Raw genomic sequence first — 22,121 nt, forward strand, 5'->3', positions numbered from 1 at the left:
AGTTGCGCCAAGCAATTCAAGCCGCAGAGACGATTCGCCCCAATACAAAGCCTCATTGCGGCCTCTTCATGATAGCGGCATGCCACAAATCCTAGGCGCCATCACGTAAATTACCAAGAAAATTTATTATATCCCGTTACCGACGGAAAAAAGGCCGGATCTTCTGCTGGAAAATCCGGCCTTGTTCGTTCGAGTTGCTTTCCGTCAATGCGGCTGGGGTTCGAGCCCTGCTTCCGGCTCGTCGCCCTTGGAAGCCGGGCGTGCGCCGGCTTTCGGCACGGCCGAGCCGCGGCTCGGCGGCGAATCGTCGCCAAGGTCGCGAGCGGGCTTTTCACCGCGCAGCAGCGCCTTGATTTCCTCGCCGGTCAGCGTTTCGTACTCAAGCAAGCCTTCGGCAAGCGCGACGAAATCGTCGTGCTTTTCGGTGAGGATATCGCGCGCCTGCGTGTATGCCTCGTCAATAAGCCGACGCACTTCGTTGTCGATCTTTTGAGCCGTGGCCTCCGAAACGTTCTTCGATTGCGATACGGAATGGCCGAGGAAGACCTCCTGCTGGTTTTCGCCATAGGCAACCTGACCGAGCTGGTCGGAAAAGCCCCACTGCGTGACCATGGCGCGAGCAAGCTTGGTGGCCTGCTCGATATCCGAAGACGCACCGGAGGTGATGTTCTCCTTGCCGAAGGTGAGTTCTTCAGCAACGCGGCCGCCCATCATGATGCAGAGCCGCGAGACCATCCACTTATAGCTCATCGAGTAGCGGTCGCCTTCGGGCAGCTGCATGACCATGCCGAGAGAACGGCCGCGCGGAATGATCGTTGCCTTGTGCAGCGGATCGGCGACGGCGACGTTGAGCGCCGTGATCGCATGGCCGGCTTCGTGATAGGCCGTGAGCTTCTTTTCCGCTTCGGTCATCGCCGAAGAGCGGCGCTCGGCGCCCATCATGATCTTGTCCTTGGCGTCTTCGAACTCCTGCATGGTGACGACGCGCTTGTTGCGGCGTGCGGCCATCAGGGCGGCTTCGTTGACGAGGTTCATCAGGTCAGCACCGGAGAAGCCGGGCGTACCGCGGGCTAAAACCTTGAGGTCGACATTCGGCGCCAGCGGAACGTTGCGGGCATGTACCTTGAGGATGCGCTCGCGGCCGACGATATCGGGGTTCGGAACGACAACCTGACGGTCGAAACGGCCCGGACGCAGCAGTGCGGGGTCGAGAACGTCAGGGCGGTTGGTCGCGGCGATCAGGATGATGCCTTCATTGGCCTCGAAGCCGTCCATCTCGACCAGCAACTGGTTGAGCGTCTGTTCGCGTTCGTCGTTACCACCGCCGAGACCGGCGCCACGATGGCGGCCGACGGCGTCGATTTCGTCGATGAAGATGATGCAGGGCGCATTCTTCTTCGCCTGCTCGAACATGTCGCGGACGCGACTTGCGCCGACGCCGACGAACATTTCGACGAAGTCGGAACCCGAGATGGTGAAGAACGGAACGTTGGCTTCGCCGGCAACGGAGCGGGCGAGCAGCGTCTTACCGGTACCCGGAGGGCCGACAAGCAGCACGCCGCGCGGGATCTTGCCGCCGAGGCGCTGGAACTTCTGCGGATCGCGCAGGAATTCGACGATTTCTTCCAAGTCCTGCTTGGCTTCGTCGACGCCTGCGACGTCATCGAAAGTGACGCGGCCATGCGCCTCCGTGAGCAACTTGGCCTTCGATTTGCCGAAGCCCATCGCGCCGCGCGAGCCGCCTTGCATCTGCCGCATGAAGAACAGCCAGACGCCGAGAATGAGCAGCATCGGCAGCAGCGTGCCGAGATAGCTCAGGAAGCCTGACGAACCATCGGTTTCAGGCCGGGCCGAAACCAGGACGTTCTTCGACTGCAGGCGCTCGAGCAGGTTGTCATCTATGACAGGAGAATAGGTCTGGAAGCTGGTGCCGTTTTCAACATAGCTTCCCGACACACGGTTACCCGTGACGACGACTTCCTTGACGCGGCCCGCATCGACCTCACGCAGGAACTGCGAATAGGGTATGTCGCGCGAGCCGGTCTGCGCCGGCGTCGTCTGGAACATGCTAAAAAGGGCAATCAGCAGAAGCGCTATGATTGCCCACAAGGCGAAATTACGTAAGTTAGGGTTCATTGAACTCCCCAGCACTGCAACAACCGCCTCATGGCAGCCGTCTTATTTGACTTCTAACATAGGGTTGCGCTGTGCCGTTGCCAAGGCGATACACTCTGTCAGATGGCTTTTCCGTCAATAAGACCTAAAGGCGGGCTTGGATAGGGGCGCATTCCAAAAGCCGCCGCGAGGCTTTCAGCAAAGATGAGATCAAATCGTGTCAAAAAGCGGTCGAACAGCGCAAAATACCGCGTGAGAGTGACATCCGGATGAGAATTCATGCACGAGTTCGCGTCAGCGGCGACGGAAATGCGTGGCTGAGCTGCCAAGGCCCGCTTGAGCGCAGCTTTGGGCAAATGCGCCACCCGCCGTGGCTGGATTGCCGTGCCAAGCACGGGAATGAGGGAGGGGTTGGCGGGCCGTGCGATAACCGTCAGATCGAACGATGAGCTATTCTCGACAACAAACCGGCCATCCCAAATGCCGCGCTGTCCGGGAGCAACGAGCAGTGGCAAGATGCCGCGGCTTTCGCGGGCAAGGTAAAGGCCGTCGCGTCTTAGATCGAAAACCACTCGGCTTGCGGTCATGCGTCCGGGCGTGCCGGCGGTTGCGAAACCGAGAATGCGATCCATCTGCATGCGGCCTGGCGCAAAGCGCTGTCCGCCGAAAACGGCCGCAAGACGGCCGAGCGCATAACCGAGCACGTCCAGGGGCGCCTCAAGTCCATCTCTCTCCACGCAGCCCAGCCCTTCGCACGCAAGGGTAAAATGACGGCCGAGCCATAGGGCCGCCTGCCGTGAAAGCTCCAAGCGGACGTCGGCGCCGTAAGCTTCTGCCTCCGGGGCGCCCTCACCGGCCAATGCCGCGCGCGTCCGCACGCGCTCATATTTAAGATCCTCATTGCTTGGATCATCGAGCCAAGGCACGGCGCGGGCCGAGAGAAATGCGCGGATATCGGCGCGCAGGCACGAAAGAAACGGCCGGGCGATCCAGACCCGGCGCTCAAAGAGAACGGCATCGGCGATGCCGGTGGAGGGGTTGTCGCTGCGCGCGCCGCGCATCGCTCGCGTCTCCCGCTGATCGTCCAGCGTATGCGCCGTCACGATGAGATTAGCGCCAAGTTCCGCCGCGGCATCTGCGAGCAGTTCGTAACGTGCCTCGCGGGCGGCCGCCATGATGCCGGTTTTTGGTTTGGGATCGCGCCAGACACGGATCACGTGGGCAATGCCGAACGATTTGCATAAGGCTGCGACATGGCGCGCCTCATCTGCCGATTCTGCGCGCAGATCGTGGTCGATCGTGGCGGCGCATAGGGAAATTTGGGAATTGGGTTCGGCCTTTAGCGCTTCCAAAAGTGCACGAAGCAGACCGGTCGAATCGCTGCCGCCGGAGATCGCGACGAGAATACGCGTCGGGCTGGCAAGCGAACGGAGAAAGCGGCGGGCCGCTGCCTCGGGCGAAAGCACGGTTTCCGGAGACAAACCGGAAGCCTCAGCAGGAGAGGCGCTTCTGTTCGCTCGCGACCTTGCTTATGACAGCGCGCGAAGCCTTCGGGTAACGCTTGGTGACTTCCTTGAGCGTCGCACAGGCGGTGTCGTTATTGTCGAGTGCTGCCAGCGACATGCCGAGCTTCAGCAGCATTTCGGGCGCCTTTTCGGACGAGCCGTATTTCTTGTGGGCATTCAGGAAGGTCTTGGCGGCCTCATTGAACTTGCCCTGGGAATAGAGCGCTTCGCCCAGCCAGAAGTTGGCATCGGCAGCCCGAGCGCTTCCCGGATACTGCGCGATATACTGGGTAAACTGCTCTTCAGCAATCGCGTAATCGCCGGAAAGGACGTGACCGTAAGCGGCCTTGTATTGATCGGTCTCGCTGCCGAGAGATGCGGTCTGCTGCGGCGACGTCCCGGCATTCACGTCGGGAAGCGGCGCTGAACCGACCTCCGCGTTCTCATTCACGCTGCCGCCGATCGGATTGCCGTTCTGATCGAACTGGATCGAGCCCAGCTTCTGCGGCGGCCGACCGAAACCGCTGTCCGACGGAACGTCGTTGGAGGGAGCCCTTTCGGCTCCCTGTGGTGTTTCGATGATCGTCGCGACATCGTCGTTCTGGCGCTGGGGAAGTGCATCGGCCTGCCCGGAAGCTGGAGGCTGCAGATCGGCCTCGCTCTTCTTCGTGTTGCCCTTCGATCCAGCGGCACCGCCGCTCTTTTCCAGATCCTGGAAGCGGAATTCGTTGTCTTCCTGCGTCTTGCGCAGCGATTCCTGCATCTGCAGGATCTGGAAGCTCATTTCCTCGATGCGGCCGTTCAGCTGGCGCAGCTGCTCTTCGAGTTGCTGCACGCGCATTTCCGCGCTGCTGCTCTGCACGTTGACGGCCGGCGGCGTCTGCGTCTGGCTCTGCGCAGGCTTGCCGCCAAAGTTCATGCCGAGAAACGAAGCGGAATAAGCCGCTCGCTCGGTTCCGGTAACGGCCGCGAGGCAGAGCAAGCCTGCCACGACAAGTTTCTTCATAGGTTTCGTCCTGTCCCAGTGATTCTTCGCGCCTGGATGGCACGAACAGGAGATTTTTCCAATTACCTTCAAAAAGCAACGGAGTCTGGCCAAAGTGTGTTCAAAAAGAAAAGGCGGCCCGCGAAGGAGCCGCCTTTTCGCAACACAATATATTTGAGAGGATTACATACCGGCGCCGCCGAGAACAGTGACTGCACGGCGGTTCTGCGACCAGCAGGAAATATCGTCGCAGACGGCGACCGGACGTTCCTTGCCGTAGGAGATCGTCTTCATGCGCTGAGCCGGAACGCCGCGCGAAGAAAGGTAATCCTTGGTGGCGGCAGCACGGCGGGCGCCGAGAGCGAGGTTGTATTCGCGCGTGCCGCGCTCGTCGGCATGGCCTTCGACGGTGATCGCATAGTTCGGGTAGCGAGCCAGCCACTGTGCCTGACGGTCGAGTGTCTGGGCAGCGTCGGCACGGATCGAGGTCGAGTCAGTGTCGAAGAAGATGCGGTCGCCGACGTTGACGGTGAAGTCCTGAGCCGAACCCGGCGTTGCGGCACCTGCACCGAGGCCGAGCTCGCCAGCGCTGTTCGGCGTCTTCTTGTTGGCGCAGCCAGCAAGCGCCAGACCGGCAACGAGTGCGATCATGACAGGGTTGCGGGCGAAATTCTGCATGCGGCTCATTGCCGGGGTGTGAATTCGGCTCATGGCCGGGTCTCCTTGCGATTTATCAGGGTTGCCGGACTGTAACCGTACTGGGTTAATCGGCGCTCAAGAAGTATGGTTAATAATTTGTTGATTGTCCCTGCATCGGCCAATTCCAGCACTTTGCGGCGACAAGAAGGCGAAATCCGGCTCATCCACTACTCAAGCAGCGGCGACCAGGCCGGGTCGGATGCGTAGGTCGGCGTCTTGATGACCTGCTCGTTGTAACCCGTCAGATCGATCGAATAGAGCTGCGGGCCGCCTGCACCGGCGGGCTGGCGGAAGAACATCAGCACACGCCCGTTCGGCGCCCAGGTCGGGCCTTCGTTGTGGAAACCCGTCGTCAGGATGCGCTCGCCCGAACCGTCCGGCTTCATCACGCCGATCGAGAATTTCCCGCCCGATTGCTTGGTGAAGGCGATCAGGTCGCCGCGTGGCGACCAGACCGGCGTCGAATAGTTGCCGTCGCCGAAGGAGATACGCGTCTGGCCGGAGCCGTCGGCATTCATCACGTAAATCTGCTGCTTGCCGCCGCGGTCGCTTTCGAAAACGATCCGGCCGCCATCCGGCGAATAGGATGGCGAGGTATCGATCGCGGCCGTCGACGTCAGGCGCGTCGTCGTGCGCGACCGCAGATCCATCGTGTAGATATTGGCGTTACCTTCCTGCTGAAGGCTCATCACCACTTTTTGGCCATCCGGCGAAAAGCGCGGCGAAAAGGTCATGCCCGGGAAGTTGCCGACAACTTCACGCTGTCCGGTTTCGAGCTGCAGCAGATAGACGCGCGGCTGCTGGTTGGCGAAGGACATGTAGGTCACTTCCTGCCGGTTCGGCGAGAAGCGCGGCGTCAGAACGAGGTCGCTGCCATCCGTCAGCGTGCGCACGTTGAAGCCGTCCTGGTCCATGATCGCGAGTTGGCGTTTGCGCTGCTGCTTCGTGCCAGACTCGGAGACAAAGACGACGCGGGTATCGAAATAGCCCTCTTCGCCGGTGATCTGCTTATAGATCGCGTCGGCAATGATGTGGGCAACGCGGCGCCAGTTTTCCGGCTGCGTGTAGAATTGCTGGCCGGTCATCTGCTGACCGGCGAAGGAATCCCAGAGACGGAACTCGGCGCGAAGTCGGCCATCGCCTTCCTGCGTGACGCGGCCGGTGACGAGCGCCTGCGCGTTGATGACCTTCCAGTCCTCGAAACGCGGAGCGGCATCGGGGTTGGAAATCTTCTCGATGAAGGCGTTCTTGTTGATCGGCGCAAAGAGGCCGGAGCGCTGCAGATCGGCGGCGATCACCTGAGAGACCTGCGCGCCCATGTCGCCCTGCAGGAAATCGGTAATGGCGATCGGCAGCGGCTCGACGTTACCCTTGTTGATGTTGATCTCGACAAGCGCGTGCGCAGGCGTCGCGATAGCCGCCGTCACAGCCATGCCGAGAGCCACCATGAAGGCGCGGATGAGGGAACACTTGGTCATGAGGAGCAAGCCTTTCAGCATTTAAAGGGCCATCTGACTGGGATCGAAGTTCACGATGACTTCGCTCCACGCGTCATATTTGTCTTTCGGAAGGTTGGTGAACGGCGCAGATCGTTTGACGGCACGATAGGCACCGCCTGCAAGTGCACGGCGTGTGGATTCGTTGCCGCCGGTCGCTTCGACCTCGGGATCTCCGATGATCTCGCCATTCTCGTCCAGCTTCATATGGACGGTGATACGGACCTGGTCCATGTCCGCAAGGCCGGGAATGATCTGCCAGTTGCCGGCAATCGCATTACGCAGCGCATCCATCTCGCTCATGCTGAGCTTGGCGCCGGTGTTATTCGACTTCTTGGCACCCAGAGAAGCGACTTCGGTCGAGCGCTTGGCGCCGCCGTTGGAAGGCTCCTGCTTGTTCAGCAGTGCTGCGATGTCGTCGGCGTTGAAATCGCTCTGCTTCGAGGACGAGGCCTTCGCCTTTTCCTGGGCCTTGTCGGCTTTCTTCTTGTCCGGCTGCTTGTCAGCCGTCTTCTGCTGGTCCTGCTTTTTTTCCGGCGGCTTTTCAGCGGGTTTCTGCTCGGGCGGCTTCACCTGCGGCTTGGCCACCGGCGTCGGAACATTGTCCGGCAGCGCTTCGGCTTCCGGCTTCGGCGGCTCGGCCTGTTCGGCAGGCATTTCTTCCGGCTTCGGCGGCGTCGGCGCAATTTCCGGCTTGGTTTCTGGAATCGATGCGACTTCCTTCGGCTCATCGACCACCGTGTCCTCCTTCATGATCTCCTTCACCTCGTTGGGGACGGGATCATTCTGGGGAAGCGGCTTCTCGGCGGCTTTCGGCGCGGCAGTGCTTTCGTTGTTGTTGGGCTTGGCGTTCGGGATCGGCGGCGTCTTCAGATCGATCTTGTTGTCGCCGAGGTTTTCGGCGTCTGCAACATCAGCGGGTTTTGACGTCGGCTTCGGCGCCGGCTTGTCGTTGGGCTTTGCCGTCTTGTCACCCTGCTGCATCTGGGTGATGGATTCGACCGGCACCAGATCGACCGGCATCGCTTCGAAATCATCGACCTTGAACGATTCCGGCGAACCAATGGTCACCAGAGCCGCGGCGAGCACCAAGCCGTGCAGAACAGCAGATGTGACGACACTGGTCTTCATCTTGCTTTCTACTGGTCCTTCTTCTGCTGCGTGACGAGACCGATATTCTTGAAGCCCGCGCCCTGGATGCGCGCCATGACGTCGGCGATCACGCCGTAGGGCGCCGTCGCATCACCACGCACAAAGATGCGTTCATTGTAGCCGGTGGTCGCGATCGCTTCGAGCTTGGCGGCGATCTCTTCGGCCGGGATCGGCGTTTCCTGCAGGAACACCGCACCGTCGTTCTTGACGGAAATGGTGATCGGCTGCGTTTCGGAATTGAGCGCCTTGGCCTGCGTTTCCGGCAGGTCGATCGGCACGCCGACGGTCATCATCGGGGCCGCCACCATGAAGATGATGAGCAGCACGAGCATGACGTCGACGAGCGGCGTCACGTTGATCTCGGAAATAACACCCTTGTTCCGGCCACCACGGCGGCGGCGTCCTCCGCCTCCGCCGTTATTGCCTCCAACAGCCATACCCATGATCGTGTACTCCGTTGGTTTACTGTGCGGCCTGACGCGGCTGCAGCTTCTCGTCGATCTGGCGCGAAAGTATGGCGGAGAATTCGTCCGCAAAGCCTTCCATGCGGCCAGAGAGTTTGCCGGCATCCGCGGAGAACTTGTTGTAGGCGATAACCGCCGGGATAGCGGCAACGAGGCCGATCGCAGTGGCGAGAAGCGCCTCGGCGATACCGGGTGCAACGACCGCGAGATTGGTCGACTTCGATCCGGCGATTGCCTGGAACGAAGTCATGATACCGACGACCGTACCGAAGAGACCGATGAACGGACCAGCCGAACCGATCGTCGCGAGCGACCCGAGGCGGGCGGAAAGATATTCGGTTTCACGGGCGAGCGTCACATCCATTGCCCGGTCGATACGCATCTGCAGGCCGATCGGCGAGCGTGCGCCGCGCTCGAAGGACTTCTTCCACTCGCGCATGGCTGCAACGAAGATCGAAGCAAGCCCGGTATTGTTACGTTCGGAAAGTGTCCTGTAGAGCTCTTCCAGCGACTGACCCGACCAGAAAACCTGTTCGAACTTGTCGAACTGGCGCCGGGCGCGCCCATAGGCCAGATATTTGTCGATGACGATTGCCCAGGTCCAGACGGAGGCTGCGATCAGCCCGAGCATGACCAGCTTGACGACGATGCCTGCCTGCATGAACAGCGACCAGAGGCTGACGTCGGCCGTTGCTGCTGCCAATCCTACTTGTTCCATTTATCAAAATCCCCGAATCCAAACGCCCGGTGCTTGACCGGGCGGCACAGAAAGTGATCTCGCAAGAATTGCCTGGCGACCGCCGCCCAAAGCCCTGGTCAAGCTTAAAGCTCTTCTTCGCCTTCCTTGCCGTCAAATTTGGTCAAAGGAAGGCGTGCACCGCACAATCTCTGACTTTCAGAGTAAGACACTATTATGGTTAATAGATCGTTAGTGCCAGAGTATGACGGCAAAGCTTTACCAGCTGAATTTTTCTTCCCGGCTTGGCACGAAGAGACCGAAGTTCGACGACGGAGTACCGCGCAATCCTTTGCAGCGCCGAATTCCTTCACATAAAAGTCATGTTTTTGCAAGGCTTGCGTTTGGTCATTTGGCATGTCTGGGATGCACTTTCAGCCCTCCTGCGTCTCGATTTGCATCTGCTTTGCCAGCGCCTCGGGCAACCGCCGCGGTCTTCCCTTCGCGTTGATGACGGCAATGATGACCTTGGCGGCGATAAGCGGCGTTTCGCCACGGCGGATGTCCTGTTGCAGCACCATCTTCGCGCCGCCTGCCTTCTCGGTGCGCGTGACGATGGTGAGAACATCATCCATGCGCGCCGGATTTTTGAAGTCGATCTCCATGCGGTGAACGACGAAAACGAGCCCTTCCTCGTCGGCGGTGATCAGCTCGCGCTGCTCGACGCCCAGGCAGCGAAGATAGTCGGTGCGGCCGCGCTCAAGGAAATGCAGATAGCGCGCGTGATAGACGAGACCGGAGAAATCGGTGTCTTCGTAATAGACGCGCTGGATCAGTTGGTGCCCCGTCTGCGTCAGCGCGCCAGAAATCGAAAAGCCGTTATCCGCCATAATTTTCTCCAAACTCGCATGCCTGTTGGCGAGGCGCAGCAATGCCCTAGCTTTGAACAATCGTCACAGTACTTGAGTATTCCCGATAGTGGATGAACATGCAGGAGGCAATGCGATGAAGATTGCGGTGATGGGCGGAGATGGGTTCATTGGCTGGCCGACATCGCTGCATCTCTCAGACGCGGGGCACGACGTCCACATTCTCGACAATCTCTCGCGGCGCTGGATCGACACCGAACTCGGCGTGCAATCGCTGACGCCGATGGATTCCATTCAGGAGCGAACCCGCATCTGGCATGCCGAAACCGGGCGGCGCATCCATTTCAATCTGATCGACCTCGCCAAGGATTACGAGCTTCTCAAGAATTGGCTTGCCGAAAACCGGCCGGACGCCATCGTCCATTTCGCCGAGCAGCGCGCGGCACCCTATTCGATGAAGAGTGACCGGCACAAGAACTACACCGTCAACAACAATGTCAGTGCTACGCATAACCTTTTGAATGCGCTCGTCGAATTACAGCTCGACGCTCATCTGATCCACCTCGGCACGATGGGCGTCTACGGCTATTCGACCGTCGGCGCGGCGATCCCCGAGGGCTACCTGACCGTCGGCGTCGAAACGGCGGATGGCGACATGGCGCAACAGGAAATCCTCTATCCGTCCAATCCCGGCTCGATCTACCATATGACCAAGTGCCTGGATCAACTGCTCCTGCAGTTCTATGCGAAAAACGATGCGCTGCGCATCACCGACCTGCACCAGGGCATCGTATGGGGCACACATACGGAGCAGACCTGCCGCCATCCCCAACTGATCAACCGTTTCGACTATGACGGCGACTACGGCACCGTACTGAACCGCTTTCTCATCCAGGCCGCGATCGGCTACCCGCTGACCGTGCACGGCACAGGCGGCCAGACGCGCGCCTTCATCCATATCCAGGATTCGGTTCGCTGCATCGAGCTTGCGCTGAAGAACCCGCCTGCGCGCGGCTCCCGTGTCGAGATCTTCAACCAGATGACCGAGACGCATCGGGTGCGCGATCTTGCCGAGATGATCGCCAGGATGAGCGGCGCGAAGATCGCCTGGCTTCCCAACCCGCGCAAGGAAGCGCCGGAAAACGATCTGATCGTCAGGAACGAGAAATTCCGCGATCTGGGGCTCGATCCGATCACGCTCGAGGCGGGCTTGCTCAGCGAGATCGTCGACGTCGCCAGGAAATTCGCTTACCGCGTCGACCGCTCCCGCGTTCCCGCCGTCTCCGCCTGGACGAAGGACATCGCCGCCACGATCGACCGCGACCCGGAAGGCAAGCGGCTGAAATCGGTGTCATGAGCATGGATGTGACGGAGACCGGAGCGGCCATCTCACTAGCAGAGTCGCCTCAGCGTTACGCCTACATCACCCTCGTCACGAATGCCGACTATGCCAAGGGTGCGACCGCGCTTGTGCGCTCCCTTCGGCTTACGAAAACGGCGGCCAATATCGTCGTGCTGCATACCGGCGGCGTGGATGGAATCGCGCTTGCCCCGCTTGCCGATCTTGGCTGCCGCCTCATCGCAGTCGCGCACCTGCCGCTTTCCGGCGCCTTCAACGAGCGTCATGCCCGCGGCCAGCTTCATTCCGCCGCCCCCTTCACTAAGGGCCGCAAGCCTGATTTTCATTCGCCGCTCGACAATTTCTGCAAGCTTCGCCTCTGGCAGCTGACCGAATACGAGCGCACCGTCTTCATCGATGCCGATGCTATCGTCTTGAAGAATATCGACAAACTCTTCGGCTACCCCGAATTTTCCGCAGCACCGAATGTCTATGAAACGCTTGCCGACTTCCGCCGCATGAATTCCGGCGTCTTCGTCGCAAGACCTTCCGAGGAAACCTTTGGCCGGATGCTTGCCATGCTCGACCAGCCGGATGCCTTCTGGCGACGGACAGACCAGACCTTCCTCGAAGCCTTCTTCCCGGATTGGCACGGCCTCCCCGTCTATTTCAACATGCTGCAATATGTATGGTTCACCATGCCCGCGCTTTGGGACTGGAAGAGCATTTCGGTCCTGCATTACCAATATGAAAAGCCATGGGAGAAGGATCATCCGAAGGCGGCCAGGCTCAAGCCGCTGATCGATCTCTGGCACTCCGTCCATGCCGGCAACGACCTGCCGGACCTTGCGTCCATGATGAACCCGGAGGCGAAATGAAGGTACTGGTATCCGGCGGGACGGGCTTGGTGGGTCGCTATATCGTCGAGGAGCTGCTTGCCGCCGGATATTCGGTCATCATTGGCGGACGCCGCGCGCCATTGCCACGCCTCTTTTCCCGTCCCGTCGAATTCGCACCGCTTTCGCTCGATCCCGACAAGGACCATATCGAGGCCTTCGACGATGCCTATTTCTTCGTGCATGCCGCGCTCAGCCACCTACCCGGTCAATATCGTGGCGGCGAAGGCGATGATCCGGGCGGCTTCCGTCGCCTAAACCTCGACGGCACTGTGAAGCTCTTCGACACCGCCAGGCGCGCCGGTACCCGCCGCTGCATCTTCATCTCCAGCCGCGCCGCCTATCAGGATGCAGCGCCCGGCACTGTTCTCACCGAAGACATGCTGCCGGAGCCCGATACGCTTTACGGAGAGGCGAAGCTCGCCGGCGAGCGAGCGCTCGCCCATCTGGCCGGACCGGGCTTTGCAGCGGCCAGCTTGCGCGCCACGGGGGTCTACGGCGACTTGCTCCCGAACAAATGGACGGGTCTCATCGAGGATTACCTGAGCGGTAGGTCGGCGCCCGTTCGAGCCGGAACGGAAGTTCACGGCCGCGACCTCGGCCGCGCCGTGCGGCTGATGCTGGAGACGGAAAGCGCCCGCATATCCGGCGAGGTCTTCAATGTTTCCGATCTTCTCGCCGATACCCGCGATATCTTGTCGGTCGTGCAACAGCAAACCGGCTGTCCCAATCCTCTGCCTGCCTCGGCAGACAAGTCTGCCATCAATCGGATGAGCACCGAAAAGTTGCAAGCGCTCGGCTGGCTTCCGGGCGGCAAGGCCCTGTTCGAACAGACGGTCCGGCAACTGGTGGCCCCATTGCAGCACTTGCGACAGTAAACTCCAGCTGCTTTCACGGGATTGCAATGGCCCGCCAGCCGTTTATGGTTCGCATTATGCAGCAGACGATATCCAAAGAACTGAAAGCCCAGATGCGCGCCGAACGGCTTGCGCTGCGCGACGCAATCCCGCCAGAGACGCGGATCGAAAAAAGCCTGGCAATGGCGGAGCACGCCGGCGAGGCCGTGGCTTTCGATCCCGGCACGATCATTTCGGGCTTCATGCCCATCCGCTCGGAGGCCGATATCCGGCCGTTGATGGCGCGCTTTGAGGCACGCGGCGCCCGCCTCTGCGTTCCCGCCATCCTCGACAGGCAGACGATCGTCTTCCGTGAACTCCTGCGCAGCGCGCCGCTGGTTGCAACGGGCTTCGGCACTGCCGGACCGGGACAAGAGGCCACCGTTCTCGATCCGGAAATCATGCTCGTGCCGCTGTCGGCCTTCGACGATCGCGGCCATCGCATCGGCTATGGCGCCGGCCACTACGACCGCGCGATCGGCCGTTTGCGGCAAAAAGGCATGCATCCGAAGCTGATGGGCATTGCATTCGACTGCCAGGAAGTGGCACATGTGCCCGACGAGCCGCATGACATAAGCCTGGATGCCATCCTGACAGAAAGCGGCCTTCGCTTTTTTGCTTCTTGGATCGGATAAGGAATGCGTCTGCTTTTTCTGGGTGACATGGTCGGCAAGACGGGGCGCACGGCTGTATGGGATCGCCTGCCCGGCTTGGTTTCAGACCTGAAACTCGACTTCGTGATCGTCAACGGCGAAAATGCTGCCGGCGGTTTCGGCATCACGGAGGACATCTTCCTCGAGACGATCAACGCCGGCGCCGACGTCGTCACAACCGGAAACCACGTCTGGGACCAGAAGGAAGCGGTCGCCTTCGCGGGCCGCCACGACCAGTTCCTGCGCCCGGCGAACTATCCGCAGGGAACGCCCGGCCGCGGCTCAGGGCTCTTTTATGCGCGAAGCGGAGCACGCGTGCTCGTGGCAAACATCATGGGCCGCGTCTTCATGCATCCCGAGCTCGACGATCCCTTCAAATCCGCCGAAGCGATCCTCGATGCCTGCCCGCTGAAGGAACAAGCCGATGCGATCATCTTCGATTTCCATGCGGAGGCCACCAGCGAGAAGCAGTGCTTTGGCCATTTCGTCGATGGACGCGCCAGCTTCGTCATCGGCACGCATACCCATGTGCCGACCGCCGACCACCAGATCCTCAACGGAGGCACGGCCTATATGTCGGATGCCGGCATGTGCGGCGACTACGACTCCTCGCTTGGCATGGACAAGGAAGAGCCGCTAAACCGCTTCATATCCAAGATGCCGAAGGGACGTATGGAAGCCGCCACTGGACCTGCCACGATCTGCGGTGTTGGCGTGGAGATTTCCGACTCCACGGGGCTTGCCGAAAAGATCGCGCCGCTGCGGATTGGCCCGCGGCTTTCCGAAACCATCCCGGATTTCTGGCGCTGAGAACACCCGCCGGCAACACGCAATTGTGAGCGGCCCTGCCTGATTTCGGCTGGACCGATGCGTCCCCTTGTCGCATCCTCGCCGCACCGTGAAAGCGCCGGAGGGTGGCATGAAGCCGCAATTGCTTATCCTCGCTATCGCATGCCTTGTGCCTCTTGCCCTGCCCCGTGCAGCCGCCGCACAAGAGGAACGGAAGCCCGTTAGCCAATGCCAGGCGATCGCACAGGCAATCCCCAAGGCCAAATTCGCAAGCTTTTCCGGTGAGATGCCCATCGTGACCGCGGTTTCGGAAGGCGAGGATGTCAAGCTGACCTTCCTAGGACATTCCACCTTCGAAATCGAAACGCCGGGCGGCATCGTCATCGCAACGGATTTCAACGGCTGGTACCGGCCGGTCGTGACACCCGACGTGGTGACGATGAACCGGGCGCACTCCACGCACTACACGCTGACCCCGGATCCGGCGATCAAGCACGTGCTGCACGGCTGGAGCGATGTGCCCGGAGAAAAGGCCGACATCGACCTGATGGTCGGCGACACCTATATCCGCAACGTCACGACGGATATCCGAGGCGGCTACGGCGCTGCGCAGCAGGATGGAAATTCGATCTTCGTCTTCGAGAGCGCCGGGCTCTGCATCGGCCATCTCGGCCATCTGCACTATGAGCTGACCGATGCCCAATACACTGAGATCGGCCGCCTGGACATCGTCATGGTGCCGGTCGATGGCGGCCTGACCATGGGCGCCGACAGCATGAGCCGCATCATCAAGCGGCTTCGCTCGTCGCTGATACTGCCGATGCACCGCCGCGGTCCGCCGGTCGCGCGCTTCGTGTCGATGTTCGGCAAAGATTTCGATATCAGCTACGCGCCCGACGACACGATTACCGTTTCCATGCGCTCCCTCCCCAAGAAGCCGCTCATTTATGTGATGAAGGGCGCTCAATAGAGAAGACCCGAAAGTCTGAGACCTCCGGGTTCTGCCCGTATCAGGCAAATTGCAGATGCCGCTTGATGCCCACTTCCGGCATCTTGTCATCGCTGAGATTGGCCTTCGCGATCTCCCAGCCGAACTTCAGCTTGCTGCCGGTCGAAACCCAGATTTCGGCGTCGTCCACATGCATGACAAGCATCGTCAGGTTCGGATCTTTCTTGCCCTCCTCGTACCAGGCAGCAACCACCGAATTCCAATATTGCTCGATCCTCGAAGGATCCGGCCGGACCTCGATCTTGCCTGCTAGGCACGCGTGGTAGTCGTGATCCTTGCCGACGACGCAGAAATGCGCCCGCATTCCCGGTTTGACGGCGCGTACGATGTCGGCATCCGATTTGGTATAGAACCAGATGGTATTGGTCTTCGGATCGGCATGCGGAGCCATCGGCTGCATGTGCATGTCGGCACCATCGATGCCGAGCATCCCTGCGGAAACATCGTTCACCTGATCCCAAAGCTGCCGTGCCGGATGATCGCGCGCTTCACTAAAGCTTGCCATGGCCTTCCCCTTCCGTTCGGGCTTTTCAAGCCTTCAAACGTCACGTCTGCCGCTTTGTTCCGTAGCTTTTCGCCTTCCTCGGGACACAGAGACAAGCTGCTTTCTTCTTGAATGCAGCCCGCTTCGCTCTTATAAGGCCGTCCATTCCGAACAATGAGACGTGAACAGGGGTGCCATGGCTGGCCATTCACAGTTTAAAAACATCATGCATCGCAAAGGCCGTCAGGATGCCGTGCGGTCGAAAATGTTCTCCAAGCTTGCGCGCGAAATCACCGTTGCCGCCAAGGCCGGCTTGCCCGACCCGACGATGAACGCCCGCCTGCGCCTGGCAATCCAGAACGCCAAGGCACAGTCCATGCCGAGGGACAACATCGACCGCGCCATCAAGAAGGCCGCAGGCGCCGATAGCGAGAATTACGACGAAGTCCGCTACGAGGGTTACGGTCCGGGAGGCACGGCGATCATCGTCGAAGCGCTGACCGACAACCGCAACCGCACCGCATCCAACGTCCGCTCGATCTTCACGAAGGCCGGCGGCGCGCTCGGCGAAACCGGCTCGGTTTCCTTCTCCTTCGACCACGTCGGTGAGATCACCTACAAGCCATCCGCCGGCGATGCCGACACGGTCATGGAAGCCGCGATCGAAGCCGGCGCCGATGACGTCGAGACCGACGAGGAAGGCCACACCATCACCTGCGCCTTCGAATCCCTCGGCGAGGTCGCCAAGGCCCTGGAAGGCGCGCTTGGCGAAGCTGAAACCGTCAAGGCCGTCTGGCGCTCCCAGAACAACGTGCCGGTGGACGAGGAAAGGGCCCAGTCGCTGATGAAGCTTATCGACAGCCTGGAAGACGATGACGACGTGCAGAACGTCTATTCGAACTTCGAGGTTTCCGAGGAAGTGCTCGCCAAGCTTTCGGCCTGAGCATTCGAACGAACGAAGAAAAGACCCGGCTGCGGAAACGCTACCGGGTCTTTTGTTTTCAGGAGTGATGTTGGGCGCAGAGCGAGCAGCCTATATGCGAACCACCCGCTACCTCTTGGGCTCCCTCACTCCTGTGCTTGTCACAGGGGGTCCAGCACGCCCACGTCCTTGGTCGCTCATTCACAGCAATGAGGGAAGAAGCCGCGGAGCGCTTCGCAGCTCCAGGACCTTAAGCCGCAACACGCATGAAATTCCCCAGTCCCGCAAACAGCTCGACCGACTTCAGCCGCGCCTCGATGTCGTGGATCGGCATCGAGATGATGAGTTCGTCGGCCCCGGTCTCCTTCAGGAATTCAGTGAGCTTCGCCTCTGACGTCTTCGGCGAGCCCACGACCGCATAGCGCAGCGTGTGCTCGACATTCAGTTTCTCCATCGGTGACCAGAAGCCCTCCATGTCCTCGACTGGCCGCGGGAACGGGCCACGGACGTTACGGCGCAGATTGACGAACTGCTGCTGGGCAGAGGTGAAATGATATTGCGCCTCCTCGTCCGTCTGCGCGACGGAACCCATGACGCCGGCCATGACGTAGGGCTGGTCGAGCGAGGCCGAGGGTTGGAACTTGCTGCGGTAGATATCGATCGCATCGAGCAGCGAATCCGGCGCGAAATGCGAGGCGAAGGCATAGGGAAGGCCGAGCATCGCCGCGAGCTGGGCGCTATAAAGACTGGAGCCGAGAAGCCAGATCGGCACATGCGAATTGTGGCCCGGAACGGCAAGGATCGCCTGGTTCTCGACCGGCGCGCCTAATAGCTGCTGCAGCTCGACGATATCGTTCGGGAAGTTGTGGGCGCCTGTCTCCAGATTGCGGCGGAGCGCCTGTGCTGTGCGCATATCCGTACCCGGCGCGCGGCCAAGCCCGAGGTCGACCCGGCCCGGGAAAAGCGCCGCCAATGTGCCGAACTGCTCGGCGATCACCAGCGGCGAGTGATTGGGCAGCATGATTCCGCCCGAGCCGATGCGAATTCGTTTCGTTGCGGCACCGACATGGCCGATGACCACCGCAGTCGCGGCACTTGCAACCCCCGGCATGCCGTGATGCTCCGCCAGCCAGAAGCGCTTGTAGCCGCACTCTTCCGCCTTCTGCGCCATGCGCGCCGAGCCTTCGAAGGATTGCTGGATCGTCGTGCCTTCGGCAACGGGCGAAAGATCGAGAATGGAAAAGGGAACCATAGGAAAACCTGCCGGTGATTGGAAGGACAGGTCTATGTAGGTTCTGGAATCGCTCATTCCAAATCCCGCGGACGAAGAAAAGGGCCGGTTTCCCGACCCCGATCTCTTCGCTTCGTTTGCTCCGTTTATCGGCGTTGCCTCAGAACATGAACCTCGGCGCTGTGATGGTAATGGTCGTGAGGCAGCGTGAAATTGCCGAGCTGACGGTCCATCTCCACAGCCTCGGCCGCAAGGCGGTGGATCGCGGCTGTCGTTTCCTCGACCATGGCGGCATTCTGCTGCGTCATCGAATCGAGCTCGGAAACGGACGTGTTGATCTGGCGGAGCGTATCCGCCTCTTCGCGGGTCGATTCCATGATCTCGTTGATTTGGCCGTTGATCGCTTCCACATGGCTGCCTATGCCGGTCAGAGCCACCCCTGCCCGCTCGACAAGCGCCACGCCGGTCTCGACTTCGCGGGTCGACTTCTGCAGCAGGCTCGCGATTTCCTTGGCTGCGCTCGATGAGCGCTGCGCCAGCTCGCGCACTTCCATTGCCACAACCGCAAACCCCTTGCCGGATTCCCCGGCGCGGGCGGCTTCGACGCCGGCATTAAGCGCCAGCAGGTTGGTCTGGAAGGCGATGTCGTCGATGACGGAGATGATCGTATTGATCTGCCGCGAGGAGGATTGGATTGCTTCCATCGCTGCGATTGTCTCGCGCATGATCTGGCTGGAGCCGGTGGTCTCCTTCTTCGCGTCACGGGCAATGCGCTCCGCCTGTTCGGCGCGTTGGATCTGGACGCGAACGGACTGGGTGATCGCGTCGATCGCATTGGCCGTTTCGGTGATCGAAGCAGCCTGGCGCTCGGTACGTCCGGCAAGATCGTCGGCTCCGGTCCGCATCTCTTCCGAGCCCGACCGTACAGCCATAGAGTTGCCGCCGATCGCCGTCATCGTTTCGCTGAGCGTGGCGAGCGCCTCGTTGAAGTTGACGCGCAGGCTTTCAAGTTCGTTGGGGAAGCGCGTTTCGATCTGATAGGCAAGATCGCCGTTCGCCAGATGGTCCAGACCCTCGTCCAGTGCCTGGACGACATCCTGCAAGGTTCTCGCTTCCGCTTCGCGCAGAGCAAGGTTTTCCTGACGGTCGCGCTCGGCGCGGGCGCGGGTTTCGGCGCTTGCCGCTTCCAGCTCGCGGCTTTCGATCAGTGATTGCCTGAAGCGGGCGAGCGCCTTGGCCATCGTGCCGATTTCGTCCTGGCGGGTCTGGCTGCCGATCTCGACATCCAGCTTGCCGTCGGCCACATCGCGGGTATTTCCAGCGAGGCGGGCGAGCGGCGAGAAGAGCACCTTGGTGATGAGGCCGGTGGCGATCGCCATGACGACAAGCGCTGCAAGGCCGATCATGGTCAGCAGCGTCGCGATCTCGATCGAACCAGCATTGAGCTCGCTGACGAGCACGCTTTCGACGACGAGGAACCGCTCGCCCTGATAGGTGATAGAGCGGACATAGGCCCGGGCGGTGCCGTCGGGGCGCGCAAAGTCGTCGACCGTCATGCCGTTGCTGCTTGCAAGCGCATCCTTCATGAAGGTGAACGGCGCCGTGTCGAGCGTCGCAAGCCGGCCTTCGGCATTGAGCCCCACGGCAGAACCGTCACTGGAAATGATGGCCGCCTGAGCCGTGCTGCCGGAAACGATCCCCTTTGCCAGGATGCTGGTGATGATATCGTCGCGAACCTTGAAGAGGATGATGCCCTTCGGCTGTCCGAGCTTGATGATCGGCACTGCGTAGAAGATCGCCGACTTGCCGTTGGAGGCATCAACGCGCAGGCCCGAAAATGCGGTCGGCGCGGAATCGTCCGTCGCCTTGGCCGTGTTCTCTATCGCCTTTGCAAACGCAATACCCGCACCTGTCGCCTTCCATGCATCAGCCTTCAGGTTTTCGGCAAAATTGTCTTCCTTCTTGTAGGAATAGAGAACCGAGCCATCGAGATCGGCGATCAGCAGGTCGCTGAAGGCGGTGTTCTCCAGGTCGCGTGCAACTTCGCCCTGCGTCTTTTCGTGGTTGGAGTAGTAGAAGCCGCTCGGTCCTTCCGGCTTCATCAGCTTTTCACGCTGATCGGCCGGGTTCGGATTGTTGGTGATGAACACCTTCTTGAGTTCGCCGCGCGCGTCGCCCGACGATTTTTCGATCGTCTTCCAGCCGCTCTTCAGGCTGGTGATCGACATCTGCAGCGCCTCGATGCGCGCAATGGAACTCGCCTGATTTTCGAGCTGTCCCAGTTGATCCTGCAGCATGTCGCCGCGGAAGATGAGAACGCTTTCCTTGGCCTTCAGCGCCTGCGCATCTGAAATGCGGCTGCTGGTGAAGTAGCCAAGAACACTGATCGTGCTCACAGCCAGTGCCGTGAGCAGGATAAATGTCGCGATAACCTTAAAGGACAGGGACTGAAATCTCTGAGCCATGACAACGAACCCTTCCGGAGCGGCTTGCCGGCAGCAAAACCTGCCATCTTGACCGAAAACAGAACACGGGGAGCCTTAACCTTTTGCAAAAAGGCAGCTCCTCTCACATTTGAAGGGGTAGCTTTCAGGCATTGGATTTAATTCGTGGTAAACGGCGCCTTATAAAGGGACGTAATGTTTTTGTTTTGTTCACATATCGGTGGCAGTTATTTTGCAACCGCAATAAGGTGAGCCATGCAAAATACGATTCGCATCATCGGCATCGACCCGGGCCTTCGCCGCACCGGCTGGGGAATTATCGACACACTCGGCAATTCGCTGCGCTTCGTGGCCTCCGGAACGGTGACCTCGGACGGCGAGATGGACCTCGCCTCTCGCCTCTGCCAGCTGCATGACGGGCTTACCGAAATCGTGCATGGCTACAAGCCGGATGAGGCAGCGGTCGAGCAGACCTTCGTCAACAAGGATGCGGTTGCGACGCTGAAGCTCGGTCAGGCCCGCGGCATCGCGATGCTCGTGCCGGCACGCGCCGGGCTCCAGGTATCGGAGTATGCACCCAACGCCGTCAAGAAAGCCGTCATCGGCGTCGGCCACGGCGAGAAGCAGCAAATCCACTTGATGCTGAAAATCCTGATGCCGAAAGTCGAATTCAAGGGCAACGACGCCGCTGACGCGCTCGCAATCGCCATCTGCCACGCCCATAACCGCGGCAGCAGCCGGATGCGCCAGGCAGCACTGGCCGGCTGACATGCGTTCTTGACTTGTTCTCTTTCTGCAGCTAGGTAATACAAAGGAGGTATTACCATGCGTGTCACCGAAAAGGGCCAAGTGACGATCCCGAAGGAGATTCGCGACCGACTGGGGATCGGCCCTGGATCGGAAGTGGATTTCATCGCCTCCGGAGCGGGCGCCGTACTCGTCAAGATCGAGAAGAGCGGAGCTGATCCGATTCGCCATTTCGATGATTGGGCGCGCCGCGTCCAAGGAACGGTTGATCTCGGCGGAATGACGACGGATGAGTATATCGAATGGTTGAGGGGCCCACGTGACGATCTCGACCCTCGTTGACACCAATATCTTTATCGACATCCTGGGGCCTGATACCGCTGAACGGCAATGGTCGCTGAAGTCCCTGAAGCAATGCGTGATTGACGGTGATCTGGTAACGAACGTCGTTATCTGGTCGGAACTCGCCGCCTCGCCTCTGTCCGAGGAGCAGTTGACGTCTGCTTTGTCCTGGCTCGATGTGAAGCGTGAAGCCGTACCTTTCGAGGCGGCCTTTCGTGCCGGCAAAGCACACCGCCTATATCGGCGAGCCGGCGGTCAGCGCGAAAGGATACTTCCCGATTTTCTGGTCGGGGCCCATGCCGATTGGCGCCGGCATCGGCTGCTGACGCGTGACGCTGTCCGCTATCGTTCCTATTTCCCATCGCTCGATCTCATCACCCCCGAAACCCATCCCTGACGGACCTCTTC

General features: G+C 60.4%; 22 protein-coding genes. 10 read left to right on the forward strand and 12 right to left on the reverse strand.

Features of this window, described 5'->3' with window-relative positions:
* Positions 1–204 precede the first annotated feature (204 nt).
* The 9 genes from ftsH to ybgC all read right to left on the reverse strand — a co-directional run bounded on the left by ftsH (position 205) and on the right by ybgC (position 9,982).
* On the reverse strand, positions 205–2,136 hold the full coding sequence (ftsH, locus tag QA644_RS15690) for an ATP-dependent zinc metalloprotease FtsH (RefSeq protein WP_283069441.1): 1,932 nt from the start codon (positions 2,134–2,136) through the stop codon (positions 205–207).
* Positions 2,137–2,234: 98 nt separating this feature from the next.
* A complete protein-coding gene (gene tilS, locus QA644_RS15695; RefSeq protein ID WP_283069443.1) occupies positions 2,235–3,596 on the reverse strand; it encodes a tRNA lysidine(34) synthetase TilS in 1,362 nt (453 codons plus the stop codon).
* 10 nt (positions 3,597–3,606) lie between these two features.
* Positions 3,607–4,626 carry a tol-pal system protein YbgF gene (ybgF, locus tag QA644_RS15700; protein WP_283069445.1) on the reverse strand — a complete coding sequence of 340 codons (1,020 nt, stop codon included), beginning with the start codon at positions 4,624–4,626 and terminating at the stop codon, positions 3,607–3,609.
* Between the two features lie 162 nt (positions 4,627–4,788).
* Entirely contained in the window at positions 4,789–5,316 is a 528-nt protein-coding gene (gene pal, locus QA644_RS15705) for a peptidoglycan-associated lipoprotein Pal (protein WP_074069591.1), read from the reverse strand.
* A 155-nt stretch (positions 5,317–5,471) separates the two neighbouring features.
* Positions 5,472–6,782 carry a Tol-Pal system beta propeller repeat protein TolB gene (gene tolB, locus QA644_RS15710; protein ID WP_028739716.1) on the reverse strand — a complete coding sequence of 437 codons (1,311 nt, stop codon included), beginning with the start codon at positions 6,780–6,782 and terminating at the stop codon, positions 5,472–5,474.
* A gap of 21 nt (positions 6,783–6,803) precedes the next feature.
* Entirely contained in the window at positions 6,804–7,931 is a 1,128-nt protein-coding gene (locus tag QA644_RS15715; protein WP_283069448.1) for a hypothetical protein, read from the reverse strand.
* A gap of 8 nt (positions 7,932–7,939) precedes the next feature.
* Positions 7,940–8,395, reverse strand: a complete 456-nt coding sequence (gene tolR / locus QA644_RS15720; RefSeq protein WP_022715756.1) for a protein TolR — start codon at positions 8,393–8,395, stop codon at positions 7,940–7,942.
* A gap of 19 nt (positions 8,396–8,414) precedes the next feature.
* Positions 8,415–9,134, reverse strand: a complete 720-nt coding sequence (gene tolQ / locus QA644_RS15725) for a protein TolQ (protein ID WP_022715757.1) — start codon at positions 9,132–9,134, stop codon at positions 8,415–8,417.
* 392 nt (positions 9,135–9,526) lie between these two features.
* Positions 9,527–9,982 (reverse strand): tol-pal system-associated acyl-CoA thioesterase, encoded by a 456-nt coding sequence (gene ybgC / locus QA644_RS15730; protein WP_239597059.1) that lies wholly within the window; start codon positions 9,980–9,982, stop codon positions 9,527–9,529.
* A gap of 115 nt (positions 9,983–10,097) precedes the next feature.
* On the opposite strand from ybgC, the gene QA644_RS15735 reads away from it, so the two are divergent.
* From QA644_RS15735 to QA644_RS15760, 6 genes are all read left to right on the forward strand, one after another.
* On the forward strand, positions 10,098–11,318 hold the full coding sequence (locus QA644_RS15735; protein ID WP_239597056.1) for an NAD-dependent epimerase/dehydratase family protein: 1,221 nt from the start codon (positions 10,098–10,100) through the stop codon (positions 11,316–11,318).
* A 2-nt stretch (positions 11,319–11,320) separates the two neighbouring features.
* Entirely contained in the window at positions 11,321–12,178 is an 858-nt protein-coding gene (locus QA644_RS15740; RefSeq protein ID WP_074070416.1) for a glycosyltransferase, read from the forward strand.
* Positions 12,175–13,074, forward strand: a complete 900-nt coding sequence (locus tag QA644_RS15745) for an NAD(P)-dependent oxidoreductase (RefSeq protein WP_283069452.1) — start codon at positions 12,175–12,177, stop codon at positions 13,072–13,074. Before QA644_RS15740 ends, QA644_RS15745 begins: the two co-directional genes overlap by 4 nt.
* A 56-nt stretch (positions 13,075–13,130) precedes the next feature.
* Complete coding sequence (locus QA644_RS15750) at positions 13,131–13,727, forward strand: 5-formyltetrahydrofolate cyclo-ligase (protein WP_074070417.1); 597 nt, start codon at positions 13,131–13,133, stop codon at positions 13,725–13,727.
* A gap of 3 nt (positions 13,728–13,730) precedes the next feature.
* Entirely contained in the window at positions 13,731–14,555 is an 825-nt protein-coding gene (locus QA644_RS15755; RefSeq protein WP_074069596.1) for a TIGR00282 family metallophosphoesterase, read from the forward strand.
* 109 nt (positions 14,556–14,664) lie between these two features.
* Positions 14,665–15,504 carry an MBL fold metallo-hydrolase gene (locus QA644_RS15760; protein ID WP_283069454.1) on the forward strand — a complete coding sequence of 280 codons (840 nt, stop codon included), beginning with the start codon at positions 14,665–14,667 and terminating at the stop codon, positions 15,502–15,504.
* A 40-nt stretch (positions 15,505–15,544) separates the two neighbouring features.
* Here QA644_RS15760 and QA644_RS15765 read toward each other — a convergent pair whose 3' ends face one another.
* Positions 15,545–16,048: a pyridoxamine 5'-phosphate oxidase family protein gene (locus tag QA644_RS15765; RefSeq protein WP_074069598.1), complete on the reverse strand. Its 504-nt coding sequence runs from the start codon at positions 16,046–16,048 to the stop codon at positions 15,545–15,547.
* A gap of 175 nt (positions 16,049–16,223) precedes the next feature.
* Here QA644_RS15765 and QA644_RS15770 point away from each other — a divergent pair, with 175 nt between their 5' ends.
* Positions 16,224–16,970, forward strand: coding sequence for a YebC/PmpR family DNA-binding transcriptional regulator (locus QA644_RS15770; protein WP_039846027.1), 747 nt, complete (start codon positions 16,224–16,226; stop codon positions 16,968–16,970).
* Between the two features lie 229 nt (positions 16,971–17,199).
* Here QA644_RS15770 and QA644_RS15775 read toward each other — a convergent pair whose 3' ends face one another.
* Together QA644_RS15775 and QA644_RS15780 are read right to left on the reverse strand one after the other, a co-directional pair.
* Positions 17,200–18,201, reverse strand: a complete 1,002-nt coding sequence (locus QA644_RS15775) for an LLM class flavin-dependent oxidoreductase (protein ID WP_283072401.1) — start codon at positions 18,199–18,201, stop codon at positions 17,200–17,202.
* Positions 18,202–18,326: 125 nt separating this feature from the next.
* On the reverse strand, positions 18,327–20,645 hold the full coding sequence (locus tag QA644_RS15780; RefSeq protein ID WP_283069456.1) for a methyl-accepting chemotaxis protein: 2,319 nt from the start codon (positions 20,643–20,645) through the stop codon (positions 18,327–18,329).
* 234 nt (positions 20,646–20,879) lie between these two features.
* On the opposite strand from QA644_RS15780, the gene ruvC reads away from it, so the two are divergent.
* The 3 genes from ruvC to QA644_RS15795 are packed head-to-tail and all read left to right on the forward strand — an operon-like array spanning position 20,880 to position 22,110.
* The gene (gene ruvC, locus QA644_RS15785) at positions 20,880–21,392 is read left to right on the forward strand and encodes a crossover junction endodeoxyribonuclease RuvC (RefSeq protein WP_283069458.1); all 513 of its coding nucleotides are present in this window, start codon (positions 20,880–20,882) and stop codon (positions 21,390–21,392) included.
* Between the two features lie 57 nt (positions 21,393–21,449).
* Positions 21,450–21,713: an AbrB/MazE/SpoVT family DNA-binding domain-containing protein gene (locus QA644_RS15790; RefSeq protein ID WP_283069459.1), complete on the forward strand. Its 264-nt coding sequence runs from the start codon at positions 21,450–21,452 to the stop codon at positions 21,711–21,713.
* A complete protein-coding gene (locus tag QA644_RS15795) occupies positions 21,691–22,110 on the forward strand; it encodes a type II toxin-antitoxin system VapC family toxin (RefSeq protein WP_074069604.1) in 420 nt (139 codons plus the stop codon). Before QA644_RS15790 ends, QA644_RS15795 begins: the two co-directional genes overlap by 23 nt.
* Positions 22,111–22,121: the final 11 nt, after the last annotated feature.

The organism is Rhizobium sp. CC1099 (assembly GCF_029714385.1).
In the GTDB taxonomy this organism is placed as follows: Bacteria; Pseudomonadota; Alphaproteobacteria; order Rhizobiales; family Rhizobiaceae; genus Rhizobium.

Bases quoted from the DNA above. Each gene is read 5' to 3' on its own strand.
- ftsH (WP_283069441.1), bottom strand. From the start codon at position 2,136: ATGAACCCTAACTTACGTAATTTCGCCTTGTGGGCAATCATAGCGCTT.
- ybgF (WP_283069445.1), bottom strand. From the start codon at position 4,626: ATGAAGAAACTTGTCGTGGCAGGCTTGCTCTGCCTCGCGGCCGTTACC.
- pal (WP_074069591.1), bottom strand. From the start codon at position 5,316: ATGAGCCGAATTCACACCCCGGCAATGAGCCGCATGCAGAATTTCGCC.
- tolB (WP_028739716.1), bottom strand. From the start codon at position 6,782: ATGACCAAGTGTTCCCTCATCCGCGCCTTCATGGTGGCTCTCGGCATG.
- QA644_RS15715 (WP_283069448.1), bottom strand. From the start codon at position 7,931: ATGAAGACCAGTGTCGTCACATCTGCTGTTCTGCACGGCTTGGTGCTC.
- tolR (WP_022715756.1), bottom strand. From the start codon at position 8,395: ATGGGTATGGCTGTTGGAGGCAATAACGGCGGAGGCGGAGGACGCCGC.
- tolQ (WP_022715757.1), bottom strand. From the start codon at position 9,134: ATGGAACAAGTAGGATTGGCAGCAGCAACGGCCGACGTCAGCCTCTGG.
- ybgC (WP_239597059.1), bottom strand. From the start codon at position 9,982: ATGGCGGATAACGGCTTTTCGATTTCTGGCGCGCTGACGCAGACGGGG.
- QA644_RS15735 (WP_239597056.1), top strand. From the start codon at position 10,098: ATGAAGATTGCGGTGATGGGCGGAGATGGGTTCATTGGCTGGCCGACA.
- QA644_RS15740 (WP_074070416.1), top strand. From the start codon at position 11,321: ATGGATGTGACGGAGACCGGAGCGGCCATCTCACTAGCAGAGTCGCCT.
- QA644_RS15745 (WP_283069452.1), top strand. From the start codon at position 12,175: ATGAAGGTACTGGTATCCGGCGGGACGGGCTTGGTGGGTCGCTATATC.
- QA644_RS15750 (WP_074070417.1), top strand. From the start codon at position 13,131: ATGCAGCAGACGATATCCAAAGAACTGAAAGCCCAGATGCGCGCCGAA.
- QA644_RS15755 (WP_074069596.1), top strand. From the start codon at position 13,731: ATGCGTCTGCTTTTTCTGGGTGACATGGTCGGCAAGACGGGGCGCACG.
- QA644_RS15760 (WP_283069454.1), top strand. From the start codon at position 14,665: ATGAAGCCGCAATTGCTTATCCTCGCTATCGCATGCCTTGTGCCTCTT.
- QA644_RS15765 (WP_074069598.1), bottom strand. From the start codon at position 16,048: ATGGCAAGCTTTAGTGAAGCGCGCGATCATCCGGCACGGCAGCTTTGG.
- QA644_RS15770 (WP_039846027.1), top strand. From the start codon at position 16,224: ATGGCTGGCCATTCACAGTTTAAAAACATCATGCATCGCAAAGGCCGT.
- QA644_RS15775 (WP_283072401.1), bottom strand. From the start codon at position 18,201: ATGGTTCCCTTTTCCATTCTCGATCTTTCGCCCGTTGCCGAAGGCACG.
- QA644_RS15780 (WP_283069456.1), bottom strand. From the start codon at position 20,645: ATGGCTCAGAGATTTCAGTCCCTGTCCTTTAAGGTTATCGCGACATTT.
- ruvC (WP_283069458.1), top strand. From the start codon at position 20,880: ATGCAAAATACGATTCGCATCATCGGCATCGACCCGGGCCTTCGCCGC.
- QA644_RS15790 (WP_283069459.1), top strand. From the start codon at position 21,450: ATGCGTGTCACCGAAAAGGGCCAAGTGACGATCCCGAAGGAGATTCGC.